Genomic DNA, 17,027 nt, shown 5'->3' with positions numbered 1-17,027 from the left:
TTTGCTTTTTGCGCGCCGCATCGCGTCAGAAGCGCGCGCGGAAGTGCCACTCTCCCTCGGCGGATGTGTTGGTGACCGCATTGCGGGTCGCCTCGTCGATCTGCGGATCGTCCATCTCGTAGAGCCCGCACAGCCGCAGGGCGCGACGCACGTCGATGCGCGGGCCGAGATACTCATACACCACCCGCGTGCAGCACGGCATGCGCTCCCCGCTGCCCGACACCCCCAGCTTGAGCCCGGTGAGGCGGGTCACCCGGTTCTTGAACGAGGGAAAGAGAATGGTCTGGGTGATCTCCAGGCCGGTCAGCGTCTCGTAGTCGGTGAGGAAGATGCGGTCGGTGAGGAAATGCGCGGTGCCCAGGTAGATGCCGTGATAGGCCTTCTCGCGCGGATGCTCGATCAGCCGCTCGGTGCGCTGGTAGTAGATTCCTTCCTCGCGCCGTTCCAGGCATACCAGGGTGCGCAAGATGCGCCCCGGACAGGCCATCGACAGATAGGTCTCGAAGTAGTAGCCGAGATACTTGTCCAGCCCGGCGCTGCCGATCTCGCGCAGCCGCGCAAGATGAGGCGCTTCCGGCGCGCCGGTGGCCGGCGCCGCGCTGCTGCGCGGACGCACCTGCACCAGGCGCTCGAACTGCGCGCTGGGCAGCATGATCTCGTGTTCCTCGACGCCGAAGAAGTCGCAGAAACGGCGCAGGGTGTTCGCCGCCGGCAGGTAGCGTCCGCTCAGGTAGCGGTTGAACTGCGGGCGATTGATGCCGAGGCGGCGGCAGACCTCGGCGATCGAGCGGTAGTAGCTGCACAGCAGGCGCAGGTTGCGGGCGAAGTCCTCGTTCATGGCTGGCATCTCCGCGGCGGCGGCAGCGGATTCGTTCGAAGAAAGTGGCGCAGTATGGCGCAGTTCGAGCGTCAGTGAGCGACAGAATGAACCAGATCGGCAAATTCAATCCGCGCCGCACGCTTGGTCAAATGCACGGGCTCTATCAAACGACAACAGCGGCCCCGCGCCGCAATGGAGACCCATATGCACAGCATCTCGAATCCGCCGCGTCCTGCGGGCGCGCCGACCGGCTCCTCCTGCCGCAGATCGGGAGGGTGCCGCCATGCTTGACCTGCTCAACGACCTCCTGTGGGGCAAGGTGCTGATCGTCGTGCTGATCGGCCTGGGCCTGGTGTTCACCATCGGTTCGCGCTTCGTGCAGTTCCGCCACTTTGGCCGCATGTTCCGCATCCTCGGCGCCAACCAGGCGTTCTCGCGCGACAAGCATGGCCACCTGTCCTCCTTCCAGGCGCTGATGCTGTCGGTCGCCGGCCGGGTGGGCGGCGGCAACATCGCCGGCGTGGCGGTGGCGATCACCCTCGGCGGGCCGGGGTCGATCTTCTGGATGTGGGTGGTCGGCCTGATCGGCATGGCGACCAGCTTCTTCGAATGCACGCTGGCGCAGGCCTACAAGCAGGCCGAGCCGGACGGCACCTACCGCGGCGGGCCGGCGCACTACATCGCGCGCGGCATGGGGGCGAACTGGAAGTGGCTGGCCGGGTTGTATTCGGTGCTGCTGCTGGTGACCTTCGGCTTCGGTTTCAACGCGCTGCAGTCGTACTCGGTGGCCACCTCCTTCGAGGACGCGTTCGGTATTCCGGTGCTTGCCACCGGCATCGGCCTGGCAGTGGTGGTGGCCGCTATCGTGGTTGGCGGCGTCAAGCGCATCGCGGTGGTCGCCGAGGTGCTGGTGCCGGTGATGGCGATCGGCTACCTGGCGATCGCGCTGGCGGTGGTGGCGCTCAACCTGGACGCCATCCCCGCGGTGTTTTCGCTGATCGTCAAGAGCGCCTTCGGCCTGGAGCCGGCGATCGGCGGCGGCATCGGTGCGGCCATCATGATGGGGGTCAAGCGCGGCCTGTTCTCCAACGAGGCCGGGCTGGGCAGCGCGCCCAACGTGGCCGCGGTGGCCTACGTGCCGCATCCGGCCAGCCAGGGCGTGGTGCAGGCCTTCTCGGTGTTCATCGACACGCTGATCCTGTGCTCCTGCACCGCCTTCATCGTGCTGCTCGGCTCGGTGTACCAGCCCGGCGCGGCCAGCGAAATCGGCGGCGTGGCGCTCACCCAGGCCTCGCTGGCCGGCCATGTGGGCGAGTGGGGACGGGTTTTCGTCAGTGTTGCGCTGATGCTCTTCGGTTTCACCACCATCATCTACAACTACTACCTCGGCGAGAACAGCCTGGCCTTCTTCAGCGACCGCAACCCGCTGCTGATCGCGGTGTACCGCGTGGTGGTGATCGGCCTGTGCGGCTGGGGCGCGACCACCGACCTGGGCACCGCCTTCGCCTTTGCCGACGTCACCATGGGCTTCCTGGCGCTGGCCAACCTGTTCGCGCTGGCCATGCTGTTCAAGCGCGGCCTGCGCCTGATGCGCGATTTCGACGAGCAGATCGCCGCCGGTGTCGAAGAGCCGGTGTTCGACGCGGCCAAGTTCGCCGATCTGGGCATCGACCCGGACGCCTGGAAGCTCGAAGAGGAAGACGAGCCGCGCACCGTTTCCGCCCGGGTTCGTACCGCCTGAACCCGTGCTTCCACCCGCCGGAGCCCACAAGGCCCCGGCGGGCCCCTCCCGATCTCCTGCGGACGAAAACCACGATGAATACCCGCGTCGAACACGACCTGCTCGGCGACATGGCGCTGCCCGCCGATTGCTGGCACGGCATCCAGACCCAGCGCGCGGTCGACAACTTTGCCATCACCGGCGTGCCGATCAGCCATTTCCCCCACTTCATCAACGCGCTGGCGATGGTCAAGGCCGCCGCCGCGCGCGCCAACCGCGAGCTCGGCCTGCTCGCCCCGCACAAGGCCGAGGCCATCGTCGCCGCCTGCGAGGACATCGTCGGCGGGCGGCTGCATGAGGCCTTCGTGGTGGACCTGATCCAGGGCGGCGCAGGCACCTCGACCAACATGAACGCCAACGAGGTGATCGCCAACCTCGCGCTGGAAAAGCTCGGCCAGCCCAAGGGCGCCTACCAGCACCTGCATCCCAACGACGACGTGAACCGCTCGCAGTCCACCAACGACGCCTATCCGACCGCGGCGTGCGTCGGCCTGCAGTTCGCCACCGAACCGCTGGTCGAGGCGATCGCCAGCCTGAAGACGGCGCTGGAAGAGAAGGGCCGCGAGTTCGCCGATGTGCTTAAGATGGGTCGCACCCAGCTGCAGGATGCGGTGCCGATGACCCTCGGCCAGGAGTTCGACGCCTTCGCGGTGAACCTGGGGGAGGACATCGACCGCCTGCGCGAAGTGTGCCTGCTGCTGTGCGAGGTGAACCTCGGCGGCACCGCGATCGGCACCGGCATCAACACCCATCCGGACTACGCCCGGCTGGCGGTGCATCACCTCGCCGAACTCTCCGGCAAGCCCATCGTGCCGGCCGCCAACCTGGTGGAGGCCACCTCGGACATGGGCGCCTTCGTGCTGTTCTCCGGGGTGTTGAAGCGCCTGGCGATCAAACTCTCCAAGCTCGCCAACGACCTGCGCCTGCTCTCCAGCGGGCCGCGCACCGGCTTCGGCGAGATCCACCTGCCGCCGATGCAGCCGGGCTCGTCGATCATGCCGGGCAAGGTCAATCCGGTGATCCCGGAGGCGGTGAACCAGACCGCCTTCCAGGTCATCGGCAACGACCTGGCGGTAACCATGGCGGCCGAAGCCGGCCAGTTGCAGCTCAACGCCATGGAGCCGCTGATCGTCTACAACCTGCTCTCTTCGCTGAAGATGCTCGGCACCGCCTGCCGCATGCTGGAGGAGCGCTGCATCCGCGGCATCCGCGCCGATCGCGCGCAGTGCCGTAGCCACGTCGAGCGCAGCATCGGCGTGATCACCGCGCTGGTGCCGCACATCGGCTACGCCAACGCCTCGCGCATCGCCGCGCAGGCGCTCACCACGCAGGCCACGGTGCGCGAGCTGGTGATCGCCGAGGGCCTGCTCTCGGCCGAGCAGCTCGACCGCCTGCTCAGCCCGCAGGCCATGCTGGCTCCGCAGGTCGCGACGTGACGCAGCGCCGCGTCCTGGTGCTGTACGTCGGCGGCACCATCGGCATGGCGCCGTCGGCGCAGGGCTACCGGCCGATGGCGGACTTCGCCGGGGTGCTGCGCCGCCAGTTTGCCGCCTGCGCAGGGCTGCCGGCCTGCGAGATCGTCGAGATGGCCGAGCCGATCGACAGCGCCAACCTGCAGCCCGCGCACTGGCGGGCCATCGCGGCCGAACTGGTGGCGCGCTGGGACGAGTGGGACGGTTTCGTGGTGCTGCACGGCACCGACACCATGGCGTGGACCGCTTCGGCGCTGTCCTTCATGCTGCTCGGCGCCGACAAGCCGGTGATCCTCAGCGGCGCGCAGATCCCGCTCGGCCAGCCGCGCAGCGACGCGGCGGCCAACCTGCAGGGTGCGCTCGCGCTGGCCGCCGATCCGCGCATCCGCGAGGTGGCGATCTACTTCGGCGGCCGCCTGCTGCGCGGCAACCGCAGCAGCAAGGCGCACGCCGACCGTTTCGCTGCCTTCGATTCGCCCAACTGTCTGCCGCTTGCCGAAGCGGGCATCGGCATCGTCGTGCATGACGATCGCCTGTTGCGTCCAGCGGCGCGGGACTTCGCGCTGCCGGCGTTCGACCGGGCCGCAGTGGCGGTGCTGACCGTCCATCCGGGGCTGTCGGCGCCTGCGGTCGAGGCGCTGCTCGGCGACCCGGCGGTGCGCGGCCTGGTGCTGTGCAGCTACGGCGTGGGCAATGCGCCGGACGCCGACGCGCAACTGCTGGCCGCGCTGGGCGCGGCGGTCGCGCGCGGCGTGGTGGTGGTGAACATCACCCAGTGCGTGACCGGCAGCGTGGTGCAGGGCAGCTACGCCACCGGCGCGGCGCTGGCGCGCATCGGCGTGGTGGCGGGCGGCGACCTCACGCTGGAAGCGGCTTTCGCCAAACTGCACGTGCTGATCGCGCGCGGGCTCGATGCGGAGGAGATCCGCGCGCACTTCGGCCGCACCCTGTGCGGCGAGCTGGGCTGAGCCTGCCCGCGTCGTTCGCGTCAGTGCGCCGCGCAGGTGCTGGGCCGGCCCGGGGCGCCCGCCACCGGGGGCATGTCACGGGCAAATCACCCTACTTGGGAAGTATGTTTATACCCGCCTTGGGGAGCTATCCTGAGAGCGTCCACATCCGGCGCGGCGGCTTGCGGAGGTGTAGCGAATGCCCGAAAGCGAGGATCTCCGGTGGTTGCATGAGTGTCCCGATGCCTTGATGGCGATCGACCATGCGGGGCGCGTGGTGCACTGGAGCGCCGGTGCACGGTCCTTGTTCGGCTATGGCGCGGAGGAGGCCTGCGGGCGCATGCTCGACACGCTCATCGTGCTGGCCGATCGCAGCGCGGAACAGCGCGCTTTCATCGAGCAGACTTTGCGCGACACGACGGCTACCTTCGAGGCCTTGCGCCGGCGCAAGGACGGCACCCTGATCTACGTGGACATCACCGGCCGGCGCCTCGCGGGCGAGGGGGGCGAGTCGGGGCCGCTGGTGCTGTTCTCCGAGAAGGATGTCACCTCGCTCAAGGTCCAGCGCGACAGCAGGGCGCTGGAGGCGCGCTTCCGCGAACTGATCGACTCCACGCCCGACGGTATCGTCATCGTCAATCCCACCGGGCACATCCTGATCGCCAACGCACAGGCCGAGTCGCTGTTCGGCTATGCGCCGGGCGAACTGCATGCCTGCCCGGTCGAGCGCCTGCTGCCCGAGCGTTTTCGCGCCCCGCACAAGGGGCACCGCTCGAACTACTTCGCACAACCGCGCACCCGGGCGATGGGCGCCGGGCTGGAGCTGTTCGGTCTCCGCAAGGACGGCACCGAGTTTCCGGTGGAGATCAGCCTCAGTCCGCTGCGCATCAACGAAACCCAGATGGTGATGAGCGCCATCCGCGACGTCAGCGAGCGCAAGCGTTTCGAGCGTGCGCTGCAGGAGAAGAACCTCGAGCTGGAGAAGGCCAACCGCGCCAAGGATCACTTCCTGGCCAGCATGAGCCATGAGCTGCGCACCCCGCTCAATGCGGTGATCGGCTTCACCGGGACATTGCTGATGAGGCTGCCCGGCGAACTCAATGACGAGCAGGCCAGGCAGCTGGAGATCGTGCGCAGCAACGCCCGCCACCTGCTGGCGCTGATCAACGACCTGCTCAACCTCGCCAAGATCGAGGCCGGCAAGATCGAGTTGCGCCAGGAGCCGGTCGATTGCGGCGAGCTGCTGCGCGAGATCGCCGCCTCGCTGCAACCACAGGCGCAGGCGAAGGGGCTCGGTTTCGAACTGCAGCTGCCCGGGCAGCCGGTGATGCTCGATACCGACAGGCGTGCACTGAGCCAGATCCTGCTCAACCTGACCGGCAACGCGATCAAGTTCACCCGTAGCGGCCGGGTGACGGTGTCGCTTGCCGGGCATGCGCGCGATGACGGGCGGACGCTGGAGTTCGTCGTGCAGGACACCGGGCCGGGCATCGCCAAGGAGGAGCTGGCCATGCTGTTCGAGGCCTTCGTCCAGGGCAAGGCGGGGCGCCGCGGGGTGGACGAGGGCAGCGGCCTCGGGCTCTACCTCAGCCGCAAGCTGGCCGAACTGCTCGGCGGCGAGCTGAACTGCCGCAGCGCGCCGGGAGAGGGCAGCACCTTCGTGCTGGTGCTGCCGGGGGGCTGATCGTGGCCGTTCGCATCCTGATTGCCGAGGACCACCCGGACAGCATGGCGCTGATGTGCTACCTGCTGCAGGCGCACGACTACCGCACGCTCTCGGCGGCGGACGGCGAAACCGCGCTGGCGATGGCGCGTGAGCAGCGCCCCGACCTGATCGTCTGCGATCTGCAGATGCCCGGCCTGGACGGCTATCAGGTCGCCCGCGCGCTGAAGGAGGACGAGAACCTGCGGCACGTGCCGCTGATCGCGGTCACCGCCTTTTCCATGCTGGGCGACCGCGAGCGCATCCTGGCGGCGGGTTTCGACGGCTATTTCTCCAAGCCCATCGAGGTGGAGCGTTTCGTCGCGCAACTCGAAGCCTACCTGCGTCCGCCGCGTGGTCCCGGCGGGGAGGCTTGAGCGATGGCCAGGATAGCGGTGGTCGACGACGTCGCGGTCAACCGGGAACTGTTCGCCGTCATCCTCAAGCAGTTCGGCCATGTCATCGACGAGGCCGACAGCGGCAGCCAGGGGCTGGAGCTGGTGCGCCGTACCCGGCCCGACCTGATCATCTGCGACATCGTCATGCCGGAGATGGACGGCTACGACTTCGTCCGCACGCTGCGCGCCGATCCTTTCCTGGCCGGCATTCCGGTGATCTTCTGCACCGCCCACTTCCTGGAGAAGGAAGCGCAGGAGCTGGCCGAGGCCTGCGGCGTCCGCGCGGTGCTGACCAAGCCGATCGAGCCGCAGCATGCCCTGCAGACGGTGCGCGGGGTTCTTGCCGGTGCCCCGCAGGCGCCCCCGGACGGCGAGCCGGTCATCGACCGCGACTTCGACCGCCAGCACCTGCAGCTGATCAGCGACAAGCTGTCGCAGAAGGTCACCGAGCTGCAGTCGGTCAATGACAAGCTCGAAGCGCTGATCGAGCTGAACCTGCAGCTGGCCTCGGAGCGCAACAAGGGCAGCCTGCTCGCCCACATCTGCGTGGGCGCGCGCCAGCTCATCGGTTCGGAGTTCGGCACCGTGGCGGTGCGCGAGGCCGACAGCGAGAGCCTGGCCTTCGTGAAGCACTGCGGCATCGATCCGGCGCTGGTCGCGCAGATGGGGCCGATCCGGCTCGACTGCGAGTCCTTCCGTCCTGTCTATCGCGAGGCGCAGACCCTGCGCCTGAACATCCGGCCGGACCGCCAGGCCGCCGCGGGCCTGCCGAGCGGTTATCCGCAGGTGCGCAACCTGCTCGTCGCCCCGGTGAAGTCGCTGGCCGCCACCTATGGCTGGATCTGCCTTGCCAACAAGCGGGAGCCGGGTGGTTTCACCGAGGGCGATGCGGCGCTGCTGCAGATCCTCGCCGCCCAGTCGGGAAGGATCTACGAGAACGGCAGCCTGTATGCGCGCCTGCGCCAGTACGCCCAGGAGCTGGAGCGCGGCATCGTTGAACGCGACCGCGCGCACCGCCATCTTGCCGCGCAGTTCGCGGTCACCCGGGTGCTGAACGAAGCATCCTGCCTGGAGGCGGCGACCCCCTTGCTGCTGCAGGCCATCGGCAGCGAACTGGGCATGGAGGCGGCGACCCTGTGGCGGGTCGACGAACATGGCGAGCACCTGCGCTGCGTGGACGTGTGGTCGTATGCGGACGAGTCCTGCCGCGCCTTCGTCGAGCAGTCGCGGCGGATGTCCCTGGTGCGCGACATGGGGGTGCCCGGTGCGGCCTGGGCGTCGGGCCAGCCGCTGTGGTTCGCGGACCTGCGGCTGCATCCGGGCTTCCTGCGCGCCGAGGCCGCGCGCAAGGCCGGGCTGGTGTCGGGCGGTGCGGTGCCGATCATGGTCGGCGGGCGGGTCATCGGCGTGGTCGACGTGTTCTCGCGCAGGCGTTGCGAACTGGACGAAAGACTGGCCGACACGCTGTCCACCCTGGCCGTGCAGATCGGCCAGTTCCTGGAGCGCATCGCACAGCAGCAGCGCATCCTGCGGCTGACCCGGGTCTATGCGGTGCTGAGCGGCATCAACTCGGCCATCGTGCGCATTCATGACCGGGCCCGGCTCTTCCGTGAAGCCTGCCGTATCGCGGTGAAGGAGGGCGAGTTCGGCATCGCCTGGATCGGCGAGGTCGATGCATCCACCGAAGAGGTGAAGCCGGTGGCCTGGGCCGGCGTCGACGACGACATCGGCGCCGAACCCCTGTCCGTGCGCAGCGATCTGGAGCTGGGGCAGGGCGCGGTGGGCGAGGCGGTGCGCTCGGCCGAACCCTGCGTGATCGACGAACTCGACGAGCTCGGCGCGGTCGGCAAGCGCAGGGAAGAAGCGCTGCGGCGGGGATACCGGTCGCTGATCGCCCTGCCGCTGATCGTCGATGGGCGGGTGGTCGGCGTGCTGGTGCTCTATGCCCGCGAACCCGGCTTCTTCAACGAGGAGGAGCAGGAACTGCTCACCGAGCTCGCCAACGACGTCTCGTTTGCGCTCGAGTACATCGCCAAGCAGGACCTGCTCGCCTATCTCGCCTACCACGACGTGCTCACCGGGCTGCCCAACCGCGCCCATCTGCTGGATCGTCTGGCGGTGGTGCGGCAGGTGGCGCGCCACCACCGGGACGACTGCATTGCTGTCGTGCTGTGGGACATCGACCGCTTCCGCAACATCAACGACACCTTCGGCCGGCAGGTCGGCGACAGCGTGCTGCGCGAGCTGGCGCGCCGGCTGCGCGCGGCCTGGCCGGACGAAGGCGATGTGGCGCGACTGTCCGTGGACCAGTTCGGTGCCTTGCTAGGCGGCGCCTTCGAGCCGGCCGACATCGCCCATCTGGTGGAGCGCACCACGGCGGCGGTGCTCGACCGTCCCTTCGTCCTTGCCGGGGAGGAGTTGCGCATCGCGCTCACCGCCGGCGTCTCCCTCCTGTGCCGACAGCGCGGCGACGACGCGGATGCCATGCTCAGCAACGCGGAGGCAGCCTTGCGCAAGGCAAGGGCTTCGGGTGCCGGCTATCTGTTCTACGGACCGGAGATGAACGCGCAGATCGCCGAGACGCTGTTGCTGGAGAACAAGCTCAGACGCGCGCTGGAGAACGACGAGCTGCTTCTGCACTATCAGCCCAAGGTCTGCGGCAACACCGGCAGGCTGCGCGGCTTCGAGGCCCTGCTGCGTTGGCAGGAGCCGGGCAACGGCCTGGTGCCGCCGGCGCGCTTCATCCCCATCCTGGAAGAGACCGGCCTGATCATCCCGGCCGGCCTGCTGGCCATACGCCGTGCGCTGACCGACATCGCCGCCTGGCAGGCGGAAGGGCTGGAACTGCAGCGGGTCGCGGTCAACGTGTCGCCGCTGCAGCTTCAACGGCCGGACTTTGTCGCCTCGCTGCGGCAGATCTTCGACGAGCACAAGCTCGGCGTTCCGCCGCTGGACCTGGAGATCACCGAGAGCATGATCATGAGCGACATGGAGGGCAATGTTGCACGCCTGACCGAACTGCGCGACATGGGGCTGGAGATCGCGGTGGATGACTTCGGTACCGGCTACTCCTCGCTGGCCTATCTGGCCCGGCTGCCGGTGAGCGCGCTGAAGGTCGATCGCTCCTTCGTCGCCACCATGACCGCAGCGCCCGAGAGCATGACCATCGTGAACACCATCATCTCGCTGGCGCACGCGCTCGACCTGAAGGTGGTGGCCGAAGGCGTGGAGAACGCGGAGCAGGCCAGGCTGCTCCGGCTGCTCAAGTGCGACATGCTGCAGGGCTTCCTGATCAGCCGGCCGCTGCCGCCCGACCAGGTGCCCGCCTTCGTCCGTTCGCTGACCGCCGCCGGCTGATGCCCGGGGCGGTCGGCCCGGGCATCACATGCCGAGAATCCAGCGCACCGCCGCGTCGGCCTCCGCCTCGCTGAGCTTGGGCGAGGGCGGCATCGGCGCCTGGCCCCAGAGCTTGGCGTCCGAGCCCTTGCGTACGCGCTCGATCAGCACCGGCAGCGCGCCCGCCTTGTCGTCCGCATAGCGCGCGGCGATCTCCGCATAGGCCGGACCGACCACGGTGCGGCCGCTCAGCAGGTGGCAGACCGTGCAGTTGTTCGCCTTGAAGATGGCGGCGATCTCGGCCGGCGGGTTGGCAAGGGCGGCCGGCGGCAGGGTACAGGCGGCGATGGCCAGGGTGGCGATGATGCGACGCATGGAGCGACTCCACAAGGATGATCGGGAGTCCGGAGTTTAGACGAGGTCTATTCTTTTTGTCATATTCAAAGCCGTTCTGGAAGCCATACGGCACGGCACCTCCGCCCGATTCGGCATGGCGCGCAGGTACGCGGCGACCGACTTGATGAGGGTCAATCACATCGTGAGTGGTCGTCGCTAGCATTGCCACCGTTGGCCCAATTCCGAAGGCCATCCCCTACAGATCAGGAGACCCCCCGATGAAGATCAAGACCCTTGGTATCGCTGCATCGCTCGCCGTGCTGTTGGCTGCGTGCGGCCAGGATGCCCCGCCGCCGGCACCGGCCAGTGCGCCCGCCCCGGTGGCCGCCGCGCCGGCTCCCGCACCCGCGCCGGCACCCGCCGCGCCGGTGAATGCGGTCGGTGAGAGCGTCTACAAGAAGACCTGCGCGCTCTGTCACGCCGCTGGCGTGGCCGGTGCACCCAAGCTCGGCGACAAGGCCGACTGGGGTCCGCGCCTTGCCCAGGGCATCGACACGGTCTACAAGCACGCCATCGAAGGCTTCACCGGCGAGAAGGGCATGATGCCCCCGCGCGGCGGCGGCGCCTCGCTGACCGACGATGAGGTCAAGGCAGCGGTGGACTACATGGTCGCCAAGGCGCAGTAATCGCGTCCTCGGCCGGCATGATGCCGGCCGCACGCCATGCAAACGGGGAGCCCAAGTGGCTCCCCGTTTTTTGTATTGCTGTAGGAGCGGCCTTGGCCGCGATTGCGGCGGTGGTTTTCCGCGGGCTGCATCGCGGCCAAGGCCGCTCCTACCGCATGTTACAGGCGTGGGTGGTGCTCAGTGCGAGTGGTTGGCGGTGCGCAGGTTGGCGACGCGCGCCGGGGTGATGTCGGCGAAGGCGGCGACTTCGCCACCATTCGCCGTGGAGAAGGCGGCGGCCGCGTCGCGGCTGGCGAAGGCGGGCAGGTCGGCACCGCGCATCGGCCCGCGTGCCGCCGAGCCGATGACGAAATAGGCTTCGCCCGCGGCGATCCAGTGGCCGGTGTCGAAGTCGGTCACGTAGTGTGCGGCTACCGCGTCGCCGGCGCGCTCCGGGTCGTAGCGCGCGGTGTCTTCCAGGAAGATGAACAGGTCGACCGGCGAATCGAAGAAATGCGCCGCGCCATCCTCGAAGATGAGTTGTGCCGCCCAGCGCGGGTAGCGCGACGGATACATGCCGCATACCGGGCAGCGTGCCTGCGCCGGAACCGGGCGGGCGGCGTGGATGTGCAGGCCCGAGGCGGGGTCCCACGGCAGCGCGGCGGCGATGCGCGCCGATGGCACGATGCAGAGGTCCTCGGCCGGCGGCATGAAGTCGACCGCGCGCGACTTGCCCTGGGGCAGCATCGCCAGCACCACGCCGAGGCCGAAGCAGGCCACGGCCACGGTGCCGAGCACGCGCGGCGACTTCAGCAGCGGGCTCATGTCAGCGCGGTGAGCAGCGGATCGTCGAGCAGCGCGCCGATCACCGCTTGCAGGTTGTCCCAGGGCGGCTGGCCGGGGCGGGTCAGCGGATCGTCGGTGACGCGGCCGTCGGGCTGGTGCAGGTGGTGCGGGCCGGTCTCGATGCTGCGGTGTCCCGGCGCGGTGTCGATGCCCAGTTGCTGGCCGTCGGCGGTCTTCCAGCGCAGCGAGTACGCGGTGGGCGAGGCATAGTGGACGGTGAGTTCGACCCCGTTGCCCAGCCGCAGCAGGAGCGCATCCTGGCGCAGTTCGGGCGGGTCGGAGAGCATCTTGCCGACCTGCTTGGCGAGCGCTTCGTGCAGCACCAGATGGGGGGCGGCGGGGACGTCGATCTCCGGCTCGTCCTCCTTGAGGCGGGCCGCCATCAGGCTGCGTGCGGCGTTGCGGGTCTCGTCCAGGATGCAGACGGCAAGATAGTGCTCGTAGGCCGGATGTTCGCATTCACCGGCGGCGGTCATGGCGGCGATGCGCGCGAGCACCTCGGCCGGGTCGTCGGTATGGTACTGCTCCAGGATCATGCGCCGGTGTTCGCGCGCTTCGTACATCACGCGGGCGAGCTGCTCGATCTCGGTTGCCTGCTCCGGCTCCAGGGCGTCGTACAAGGGTTCCATGTGCTTACATCCTCTGGTCGTGGAGGGCGCCGCCGTCCAGCACCACCATGTCGGGCGTGACGTCGGCAAATCGCATTACCTTGCCGCCGAACTCCTCGGCGAACTTCTTGGCATCGGTTTCCTGGGCGAAGGCGCCGATGGTCGGGCCCATCGAGCCGAGTCGCTTGGAGCCGACCACGTACCAGGCACCGCGCGCGTCGATCCAGTGACCGACCGGCGCGTCCCAGTTGGCCTTGCCCATGTCCTGCACGAACAGGCCGCGCACCGCGCGCACCTGCTCGGGATTGAGGTAGATGGAGAACATCTCCACGGTATCGCAGAAGAAGTCGGGCTCTGCGCGGCCCTGGTAGTGGATCTGCGCCTTGGGGCCGGGATAGTCGGCGAGCAGCATGCCGTCGAGCGCGCAGGCGGTGCCGCGGTCGATCTCGACCGGCACCAGCGCGCCACCGTCCGTCGATGACTGCCCGCACGCGGCCAGCAGGCCCGAGGCGGCCGCTGCCGCCAGGAAGCGGCGGCGGCTGATGCAGCGGTGATGGTTGCACATGGGTTTTCTCCAGGTTTGCGCCGGTCTTGTGCCGGCCTTCACTTGCCGAAGCGCCAGCTCGCCACGCCCAGCGGCGCGGCGATCCAGCCCAGCATGACGAGGGTGAGCAGCCAGGGTTCGGCCAGGGTGGGCGGGAAAACCGTAGCCAGGCCGTACAGGGTGCGCACGTCGTCCATGCTGAAGATGTTGAGGATGCGGAACACGTCCGCCGGGTTGAGCAGCAGCAGCCAGGGCAGCGCTTCGCCGCCGGTCTGGCCACCGGTGAACACCAGCGCGCCGAGCAGCAGCAGGTCGAACACCAGCACGAAGAAGAACCACATGGCGATCGCCAGGCCCGAGGCGCGGGTGCGGTCGGCAGCGAACACCGAGAGCATCACCGCCAGGCTGAGGAAGGCCATGCCGAGCAGCACCGAGCTGGCCATGAAGCCGAAGTAGTGGAACAGCGCGTTGAGGTCGAGCTGCGCGGAGAGCACCACCGCCACCAGGCCGAAGCCGGCTACGGTGGAGAAGGCCAGCGCGGCGGCCAGCCCCAGGTACTTGCCGAGGATGAGCTCGAAGCGGGTGATCGGCATCGACAGCAGCAGGTCGAGCGAGCCGCGTTCGCGTTCGCCGACGATGGCGTCGAAGCCCAGCACCAGGGCGATCAGCGGGATCAGGTAGATCACCAGGCTGACCAGGCTGGCGATGGTGACGTCGATCGAGCGGAAGCCCACCGTGCCCTGCTGGGCGGCGCCGAAGTAGGCGATGACCAGCGCGAAGGCGGTGAACACCAGGGCCACGGCCAGCACCCAGCGGTTGCGGATGCGGTCCCAGAATTCCTTGCCGGCGATGGTGGCGACTTGCGAGATTTCCATGATGTCCGCCCCTTCAGTCGGAAAAGCCGAAGAACACGTCTTCCAGCGACGGTTCGCGCACATGCAGGTCGAGCACGCGATCGCCCAGGGTGGCGAGCGCGGCGAACACCGCCATCTTCGATTCGCGGCGTACCTGTACCGCCACATGGCCGTCGCGCGCCTCGATGGCGGCCACCGGCAGGCTGCCGAGGGCGTCGCGCACCGCGGTGAAGTCGGCCTCGGCCACGTGGACGTCGAACCACAGCGGCAGGTCCATCTGCTCGCGCAGGTCCTGCACCGTGCCGAGCGCCTGCACCTTGCCGGCGGCCATGATCGCCAGGCGGTCGACCCGTTCCTGGATCTCGGCGAGGATGTGCGAGGTGATCACCACGGTCACGCCCTCGGCACGCAGGCCGCGCAGGATGAGGTAGAACTCGCGGATCGCCTCCGGGTCCAGGCCGGTGGTCGGCTCGTCGAGGAAGAGGATCTGCGGATGGCCGAGCAGGGCCTGGGCGAAACCCAGGCGCTGGCGCATGCCCTTGGAGTACTCGCGCACCCGGCGGGCGGCGGCATGGGCGAGGCCGACGCGCTCCAGCACCGCGCCGCAGCCGCCGGTCTGCACGCCCTTGAGGCGGGCGAAGAAGTGCAGCGTCTCCAGGCCGGTGAGGTTGTCGTAGAGCACGACGTTCTCCGGCAGGTAGCCGATCTTGCGTCGCACGGCACGGAAGTCGCGCCCGCCGACCGCTGCGCCGTCGATGCGGATCTCGCCCGCGCTCGGCGGCACCAGGCCGAGCATCATCTTGAACAGGGTGCTCTTGCCTGCGCCGTTGTGGCCGATCAGGCCGAAGAGTTCACCGCGGCCCACGGTCAGGTCCACGCCGTCCACCGCGCGCACCGCGCCGTAGTGGCGCGCCACGCCGCGCACTTCGATCACCGCGTCCTGAGGCGCGCGGGCGGCGGCCTGGCCAATGGCCTCAGCGGCTGCCGGGGTAGTGCTTTCCACGCCAGTTTCTCCAGTTATCGTTATTTGGCTGCATGCGCGGGTTCGGGTCGACCACGCTGGGTGCACGCAGCAGGGGGAACTGCTGGCCGACCAGGCGCAGTGTCTGCACTGCGGGGCTGGCAAGCAGCAGCTTCATCATGGGGTGGCGCCAGGACAGGCGGTCGACCAGGTCGTTGGCCTCGTAGCGCACGTCGCCCAGGCCGTCGCCGTTGCGGTCCCAGCCCAGGTAGTTGCTCCAGTGGTTGCCGGACTCCTCGCCCCACACCATGTCGCGGGCGCCCACGTAGCGCACCTGCTCGCGGTTGGCGACGAAGTCGTTGCCTTCGACCACGTTGTTCTTGGAACCGGCCCACAGGTGCACGCCGACGATGTTGTCGGTGATCAGGTTGTCGCGCAGGGTGTTGTACTCGGCGTCGTAGATGAAGAAGCCGCGCGAGTTGCCGGCCAGCACGTTGCCTTCCACCTTGGAGTCCTGGATGGTGCGCAGCATGATGCCGTGGTCCGAATTGGCCCATACGCGGTTGTTGCGCACCACCTGGTTGCGCGTTTCCATCAGCGCCAGGCCGCCGCGGTTCATCCACACGTCGTTGTCCTCCCACAGGTTGCGGTAGGAGTTCATGTAGTGGGTGCCGTAGCGGCTGTGGTGCAGCTTGTTGCCGCGGAAGACCGCGTCGTGGGTGACGTCCACGTAGAGCGCGTCGCGCACGAAGCTGACCTCGTTGTTGAACACCCGTGCGCGCCGCGTGTTGTAGAGCTGGATGCCGTTGCCGCGCATCGGCGAGCGGTATTCGCGCTTGCCGGTGATCACGTTGTTCTCGATCAGCACGTCGTTGGCCTGTTCCACCCACAGGCCGAACAGGTTGTAGGTGAGGTCGCAGTTGCGCACCACTGCGCGATGCGCGCCCGGCCAGATGTAGATGCCCGAGTTCTGCTCGAGCAGGCTGTCGCCGGAATCGCTGACGATCAGCCCGTCGATCACCACGTCCTCGGCGGTGATGCGGATGGTGTCGCCCTTGAGGCCGCCGCTCACCGTCGGGCGGTCGATGCCGCGCAGGGTGAGGGTCTTCTCGATCAGCAGGTTCTCGACGTAGCGTCCGCGGTGGATCTCGATCACGTCGCCGGGGGCGGCGCGGTCGATGGCGGCCTGGATGGAGTCGCCGGGGTGAACCTGCAGGCTGGCGGCGGCCAGCCCAGGCAGCAGGGCGACCGCCAGCGCGGCGGCGAACAGGCGGAGCAGGGCGAAGGCACCCGGGAGCGGTGTCATCGTGCGGCTCGCCTCAGATCACCAGGATGCCGGCGGACTTCAGCGCGATGAACAGGCTGGCGCCGATCAGCAGGTTCTTGAAGCCCACGTAGCACACCATGTCCATCAGCGAGGCCTTGCGGTAGCGCCGGCCCCACCACGGGCCTTCCTTCACATAGGGCTTGGAGCCCAGGCGCACCAGCACTTCGAACACGCTCCAGCTGACCCACCAGCCGATGATGGCGCCGGCATCCATGCGGCCCATCGCCGCGAGGATCCACATCACCGTGGCGCCGGCGGCCAGCGCCAGCCCGGCGGCCTGAATGGCCTTCTGGCGCGCGAAGCCGGCCCGGCTCCACGGCCACAGGTGGTCCCACACTTCCGCGGCGATCAGGCCCAGGGTGCCGTGGCCGGCGTAGGGCGGTTCGACCGGATCGGTGGGCATCGTCGGGTTGACCATGTCGGGTTCTCCT

16 protein-coding genes are annotated in these 17,027 nt (G+C 68.5%); 7 read left to right on the top strand and 9 right to left on the bottom strand.

Annotated features, from left to right (window positions below; all coding sequences use genetic code 11):
* Nucleotides 1–25 precede the first annotated feature (25 nt).
* Nucleotides 26–838, bottom strand: coding sequence for a helix-turn-helix domain-containing protein (locus IAI53_RS08090; protein WP_187717591.1), 813 nt, complete (start codon nt 836–838; stop codon nt 26–28).
* Between the two features lie 265 nt (nt 839–1,103).
* On the opposite strand from IAI53_RS08090, the gene IAI53_RS08085 reads away from it, so the two are divergent.
* From IAI53_RS08085 to IAI53_RS08060, 6 genes are all read left to right on the top strand, one after another.
* Nucleotides 1,104–2,561 (top strand): alanine/glycine:cation symporter family protein, encoded by a 1,458-nt coding sequence (locus IAI53_RS08085; RefSeq protein WP_187717590.1) that lies wholly within the window; start codon nt 1,104–1,106, stop codon nt 2,559–2,561.
* Between the two features lie 74 nt (nt 2,562–2,635).
* Nucleotides 2,636–4,036, top strand: coding sequence for an aspartate ammonia-lyase (locus tag IAI53_RS08080; RefSeq protein WP_187717589.1), 1,401 nt, complete (start codon nt 2,636–2,638; stop codon nt 4,034–4,036).
* Nucleotides 4,033–5,040 (top strand): type I asparaginase, encoded by a 1,008-nt coding sequence (locus tag IAI53_RS08075; RefSeq protein ID WP_187717588.1) that lies wholly within the window; start codon nt 4,033–4,035, stop codon nt 5,038–5,040. Before IAI53_RS08080 ends, IAI53_RS08075 begins: the two co-directional genes overlap by 4 nt.
* A gap of 178 nt (nt 5,041–5,218) precedes the next feature.
* The gene (locus IAI53_RS08070) at nt 5,219–6,703 is read left to right on the top strand and encodes a PAS domain-containing sensor histidine kinase (protein ID WP_187717587.1); all 1,485 of its coding nucleotides are present in this window, start codon (nt 5,219–5,221) and stop codon (nt 6,701–6,703) included.
* Nucleotides 6,704–6,705: 2 nt separating this feature from the next.
* Entirely contained in the window at nt 6,706–7,098 is a 393-nt protein-coding gene (locus IAI53_RS08065; RefSeq protein ID WP_187717586.1) for a response regulator, read from the top strand.
* 3 nt (nt 7,099–7,101) lie between these two features.
* Nucleotides 7,102–10,476 carry an EAL domain-containing protein gene (locus tag IAI53_RS08060; RefSeq protein WP_187717585.1) on the top strand — a complete coding sequence of 1,125 codons (3,375 nt, stop codon included), beginning with the start codon at nt 7,102–7,104 and terminating at the stop codon, nt 10,474–10,476.
* A 24-nt stretch (nt 10,477–10,500) separates the two neighbouring features.
* Here the strand turns inward: IAI53_RS08060 and IAI53_RS08055 are convergent, their stop codons facing one another.
* The gene (locus IAI53_RS08055; protein ID WP_187717584.1) at nt 10,501–10,830 is read right to left on the bottom strand and encodes a c-type cytochrome; all 330 of its coding nucleotides are present in this window, start codon (nt 10,828–10,830) and stop codon (nt 10,501–10,503) included.
* Nucleotides 10,831–11,069: 239 nt separating this feature from the next.
* Here IAI53_RS08055 and IAI53_RS08050 point away from each other — a divergent pair, with 239 nt between their 5' ends.
* Nucleotides 11,070–11,477: a c-type cytochrome gene (locus tag IAI53_RS08050; protein ID WP_187717583.1), complete on the top strand. Its 408-nt coding sequence runs from the start codon at nt 11,070–11,072 to the stop codon at nt 11,475–11,477.
* 177 nt (nt 11,478–11,654) lie between these two features.
* Here IAI53_RS08050 and IAI53_RS08045 read toward each other — a convergent pair whose 3' ends face one another.
* From IAI53_RS08045 to IAI53_RS08015, 7 genes are read right to left on the bottom strand one after another with little or no spacing between them, the layout of a single operon-like run.
* The gene (locus IAI53_RS08045; RefSeq protein WP_187717582.1) at nt 11,655–12,281 is read right to left on the bottom strand and encodes a nitrous oxide reductase accessory protein NosL; all 627 of its coding nucleotides are present in this window, start codon (nt 12,279–12,281) and stop codon (nt 11,655–11,657) included.
* Nucleotides 12,278–12,931 (bottom strand): toxin-antitoxin system TumE family protein, encoded by a 654-nt coding sequence (locus tag IAI53_RS18610; RefSeq protein ID WP_225433179.1) that lies wholly within the window; start codon nt 12,929–12,931, stop codon nt 12,278–12,280. The genes IAI53_RS08045 and IAI53_RS18610 overlap by 4 nt, the downstream gene beginning before the upstream one ends.
* 4 nt (nt 12,932–12,935) lie before the next feature.
* Complete coding sequence (locus IAI53_RS08035; protein WP_187717581.1) at nt 12,936–13,475, bottom strand: nitrous oxide reductase accessory protein NosL; 540 nt, start codon at nt 13,473–13,475, stop codon at nt 12,936–12,938.
* A 38-nt stretch (nt 13,476–13,513) separates the two neighbouring features.
* Complete coding sequence (locus tag IAI53_RS08030; protein ID WP_187717580.1) at nt 13,514–14,329, bottom strand: ABC transporter permease; 816 nt, start codon at nt 14,327–14,329, stop codon at nt 13,514–13,516.
* A 13-nt stretch (nt 14,330–14,342) separates the two neighbouring features.
* A complete protein-coding gene (locus IAI53_RS08025) occupies nt 14,343–15,311 on the bottom strand; it encodes an ABC transporter ATP-binding protein (RefSeq protein WP_432813916.1) in 969 nt (322 codons plus the stop codon).
* Nucleotides 15,283–16,575 (bottom strand): nitrous oxide reductase family maturation protein NosD, encoded by a 1,293-nt coding sequence (locus tag IAI53_RS08020; RefSeq protein WP_187717579.1) that lies wholly within the window; start codon nt 16,573–16,575, stop codon nt 15,283–15,285. The genes IAI53_RS08025 and IAI53_RS08020 overlap by 29 nt, the downstream gene beginning before the upstream one ends.
* Before the next feature lie 13 nt (nt 16,576–16,588).
* Nucleotides 16,589–17,014, bottom strand: a complete 426-nt coding sequence (locus IAI53_RS08015; RefSeq protein WP_187717578.1) for a transcription regulator — start codon at nt 17,012–17,014, stop codon at nt 16,589–16,591.
* Between the last annotated feature and the right edge of the window lie 13 nt (nt 17,015–17,027).

Origin of the sequence: Thauera sedimentorum, assembly GCF_014489115.1 — a bacterium.
Classification (GTDB): Bacteria; Pseudomonadota; Gammaproteobacteria; order Burkholderiales; family Rhodocyclaceae; genus Pseudothauera; species Pseudothauera sedimentorum.
The sequence above is the reverse complement of the archived record's forward strand: the minus strand, read 5'-3'. Positions and strand labels throughout refer to the sequence as shown.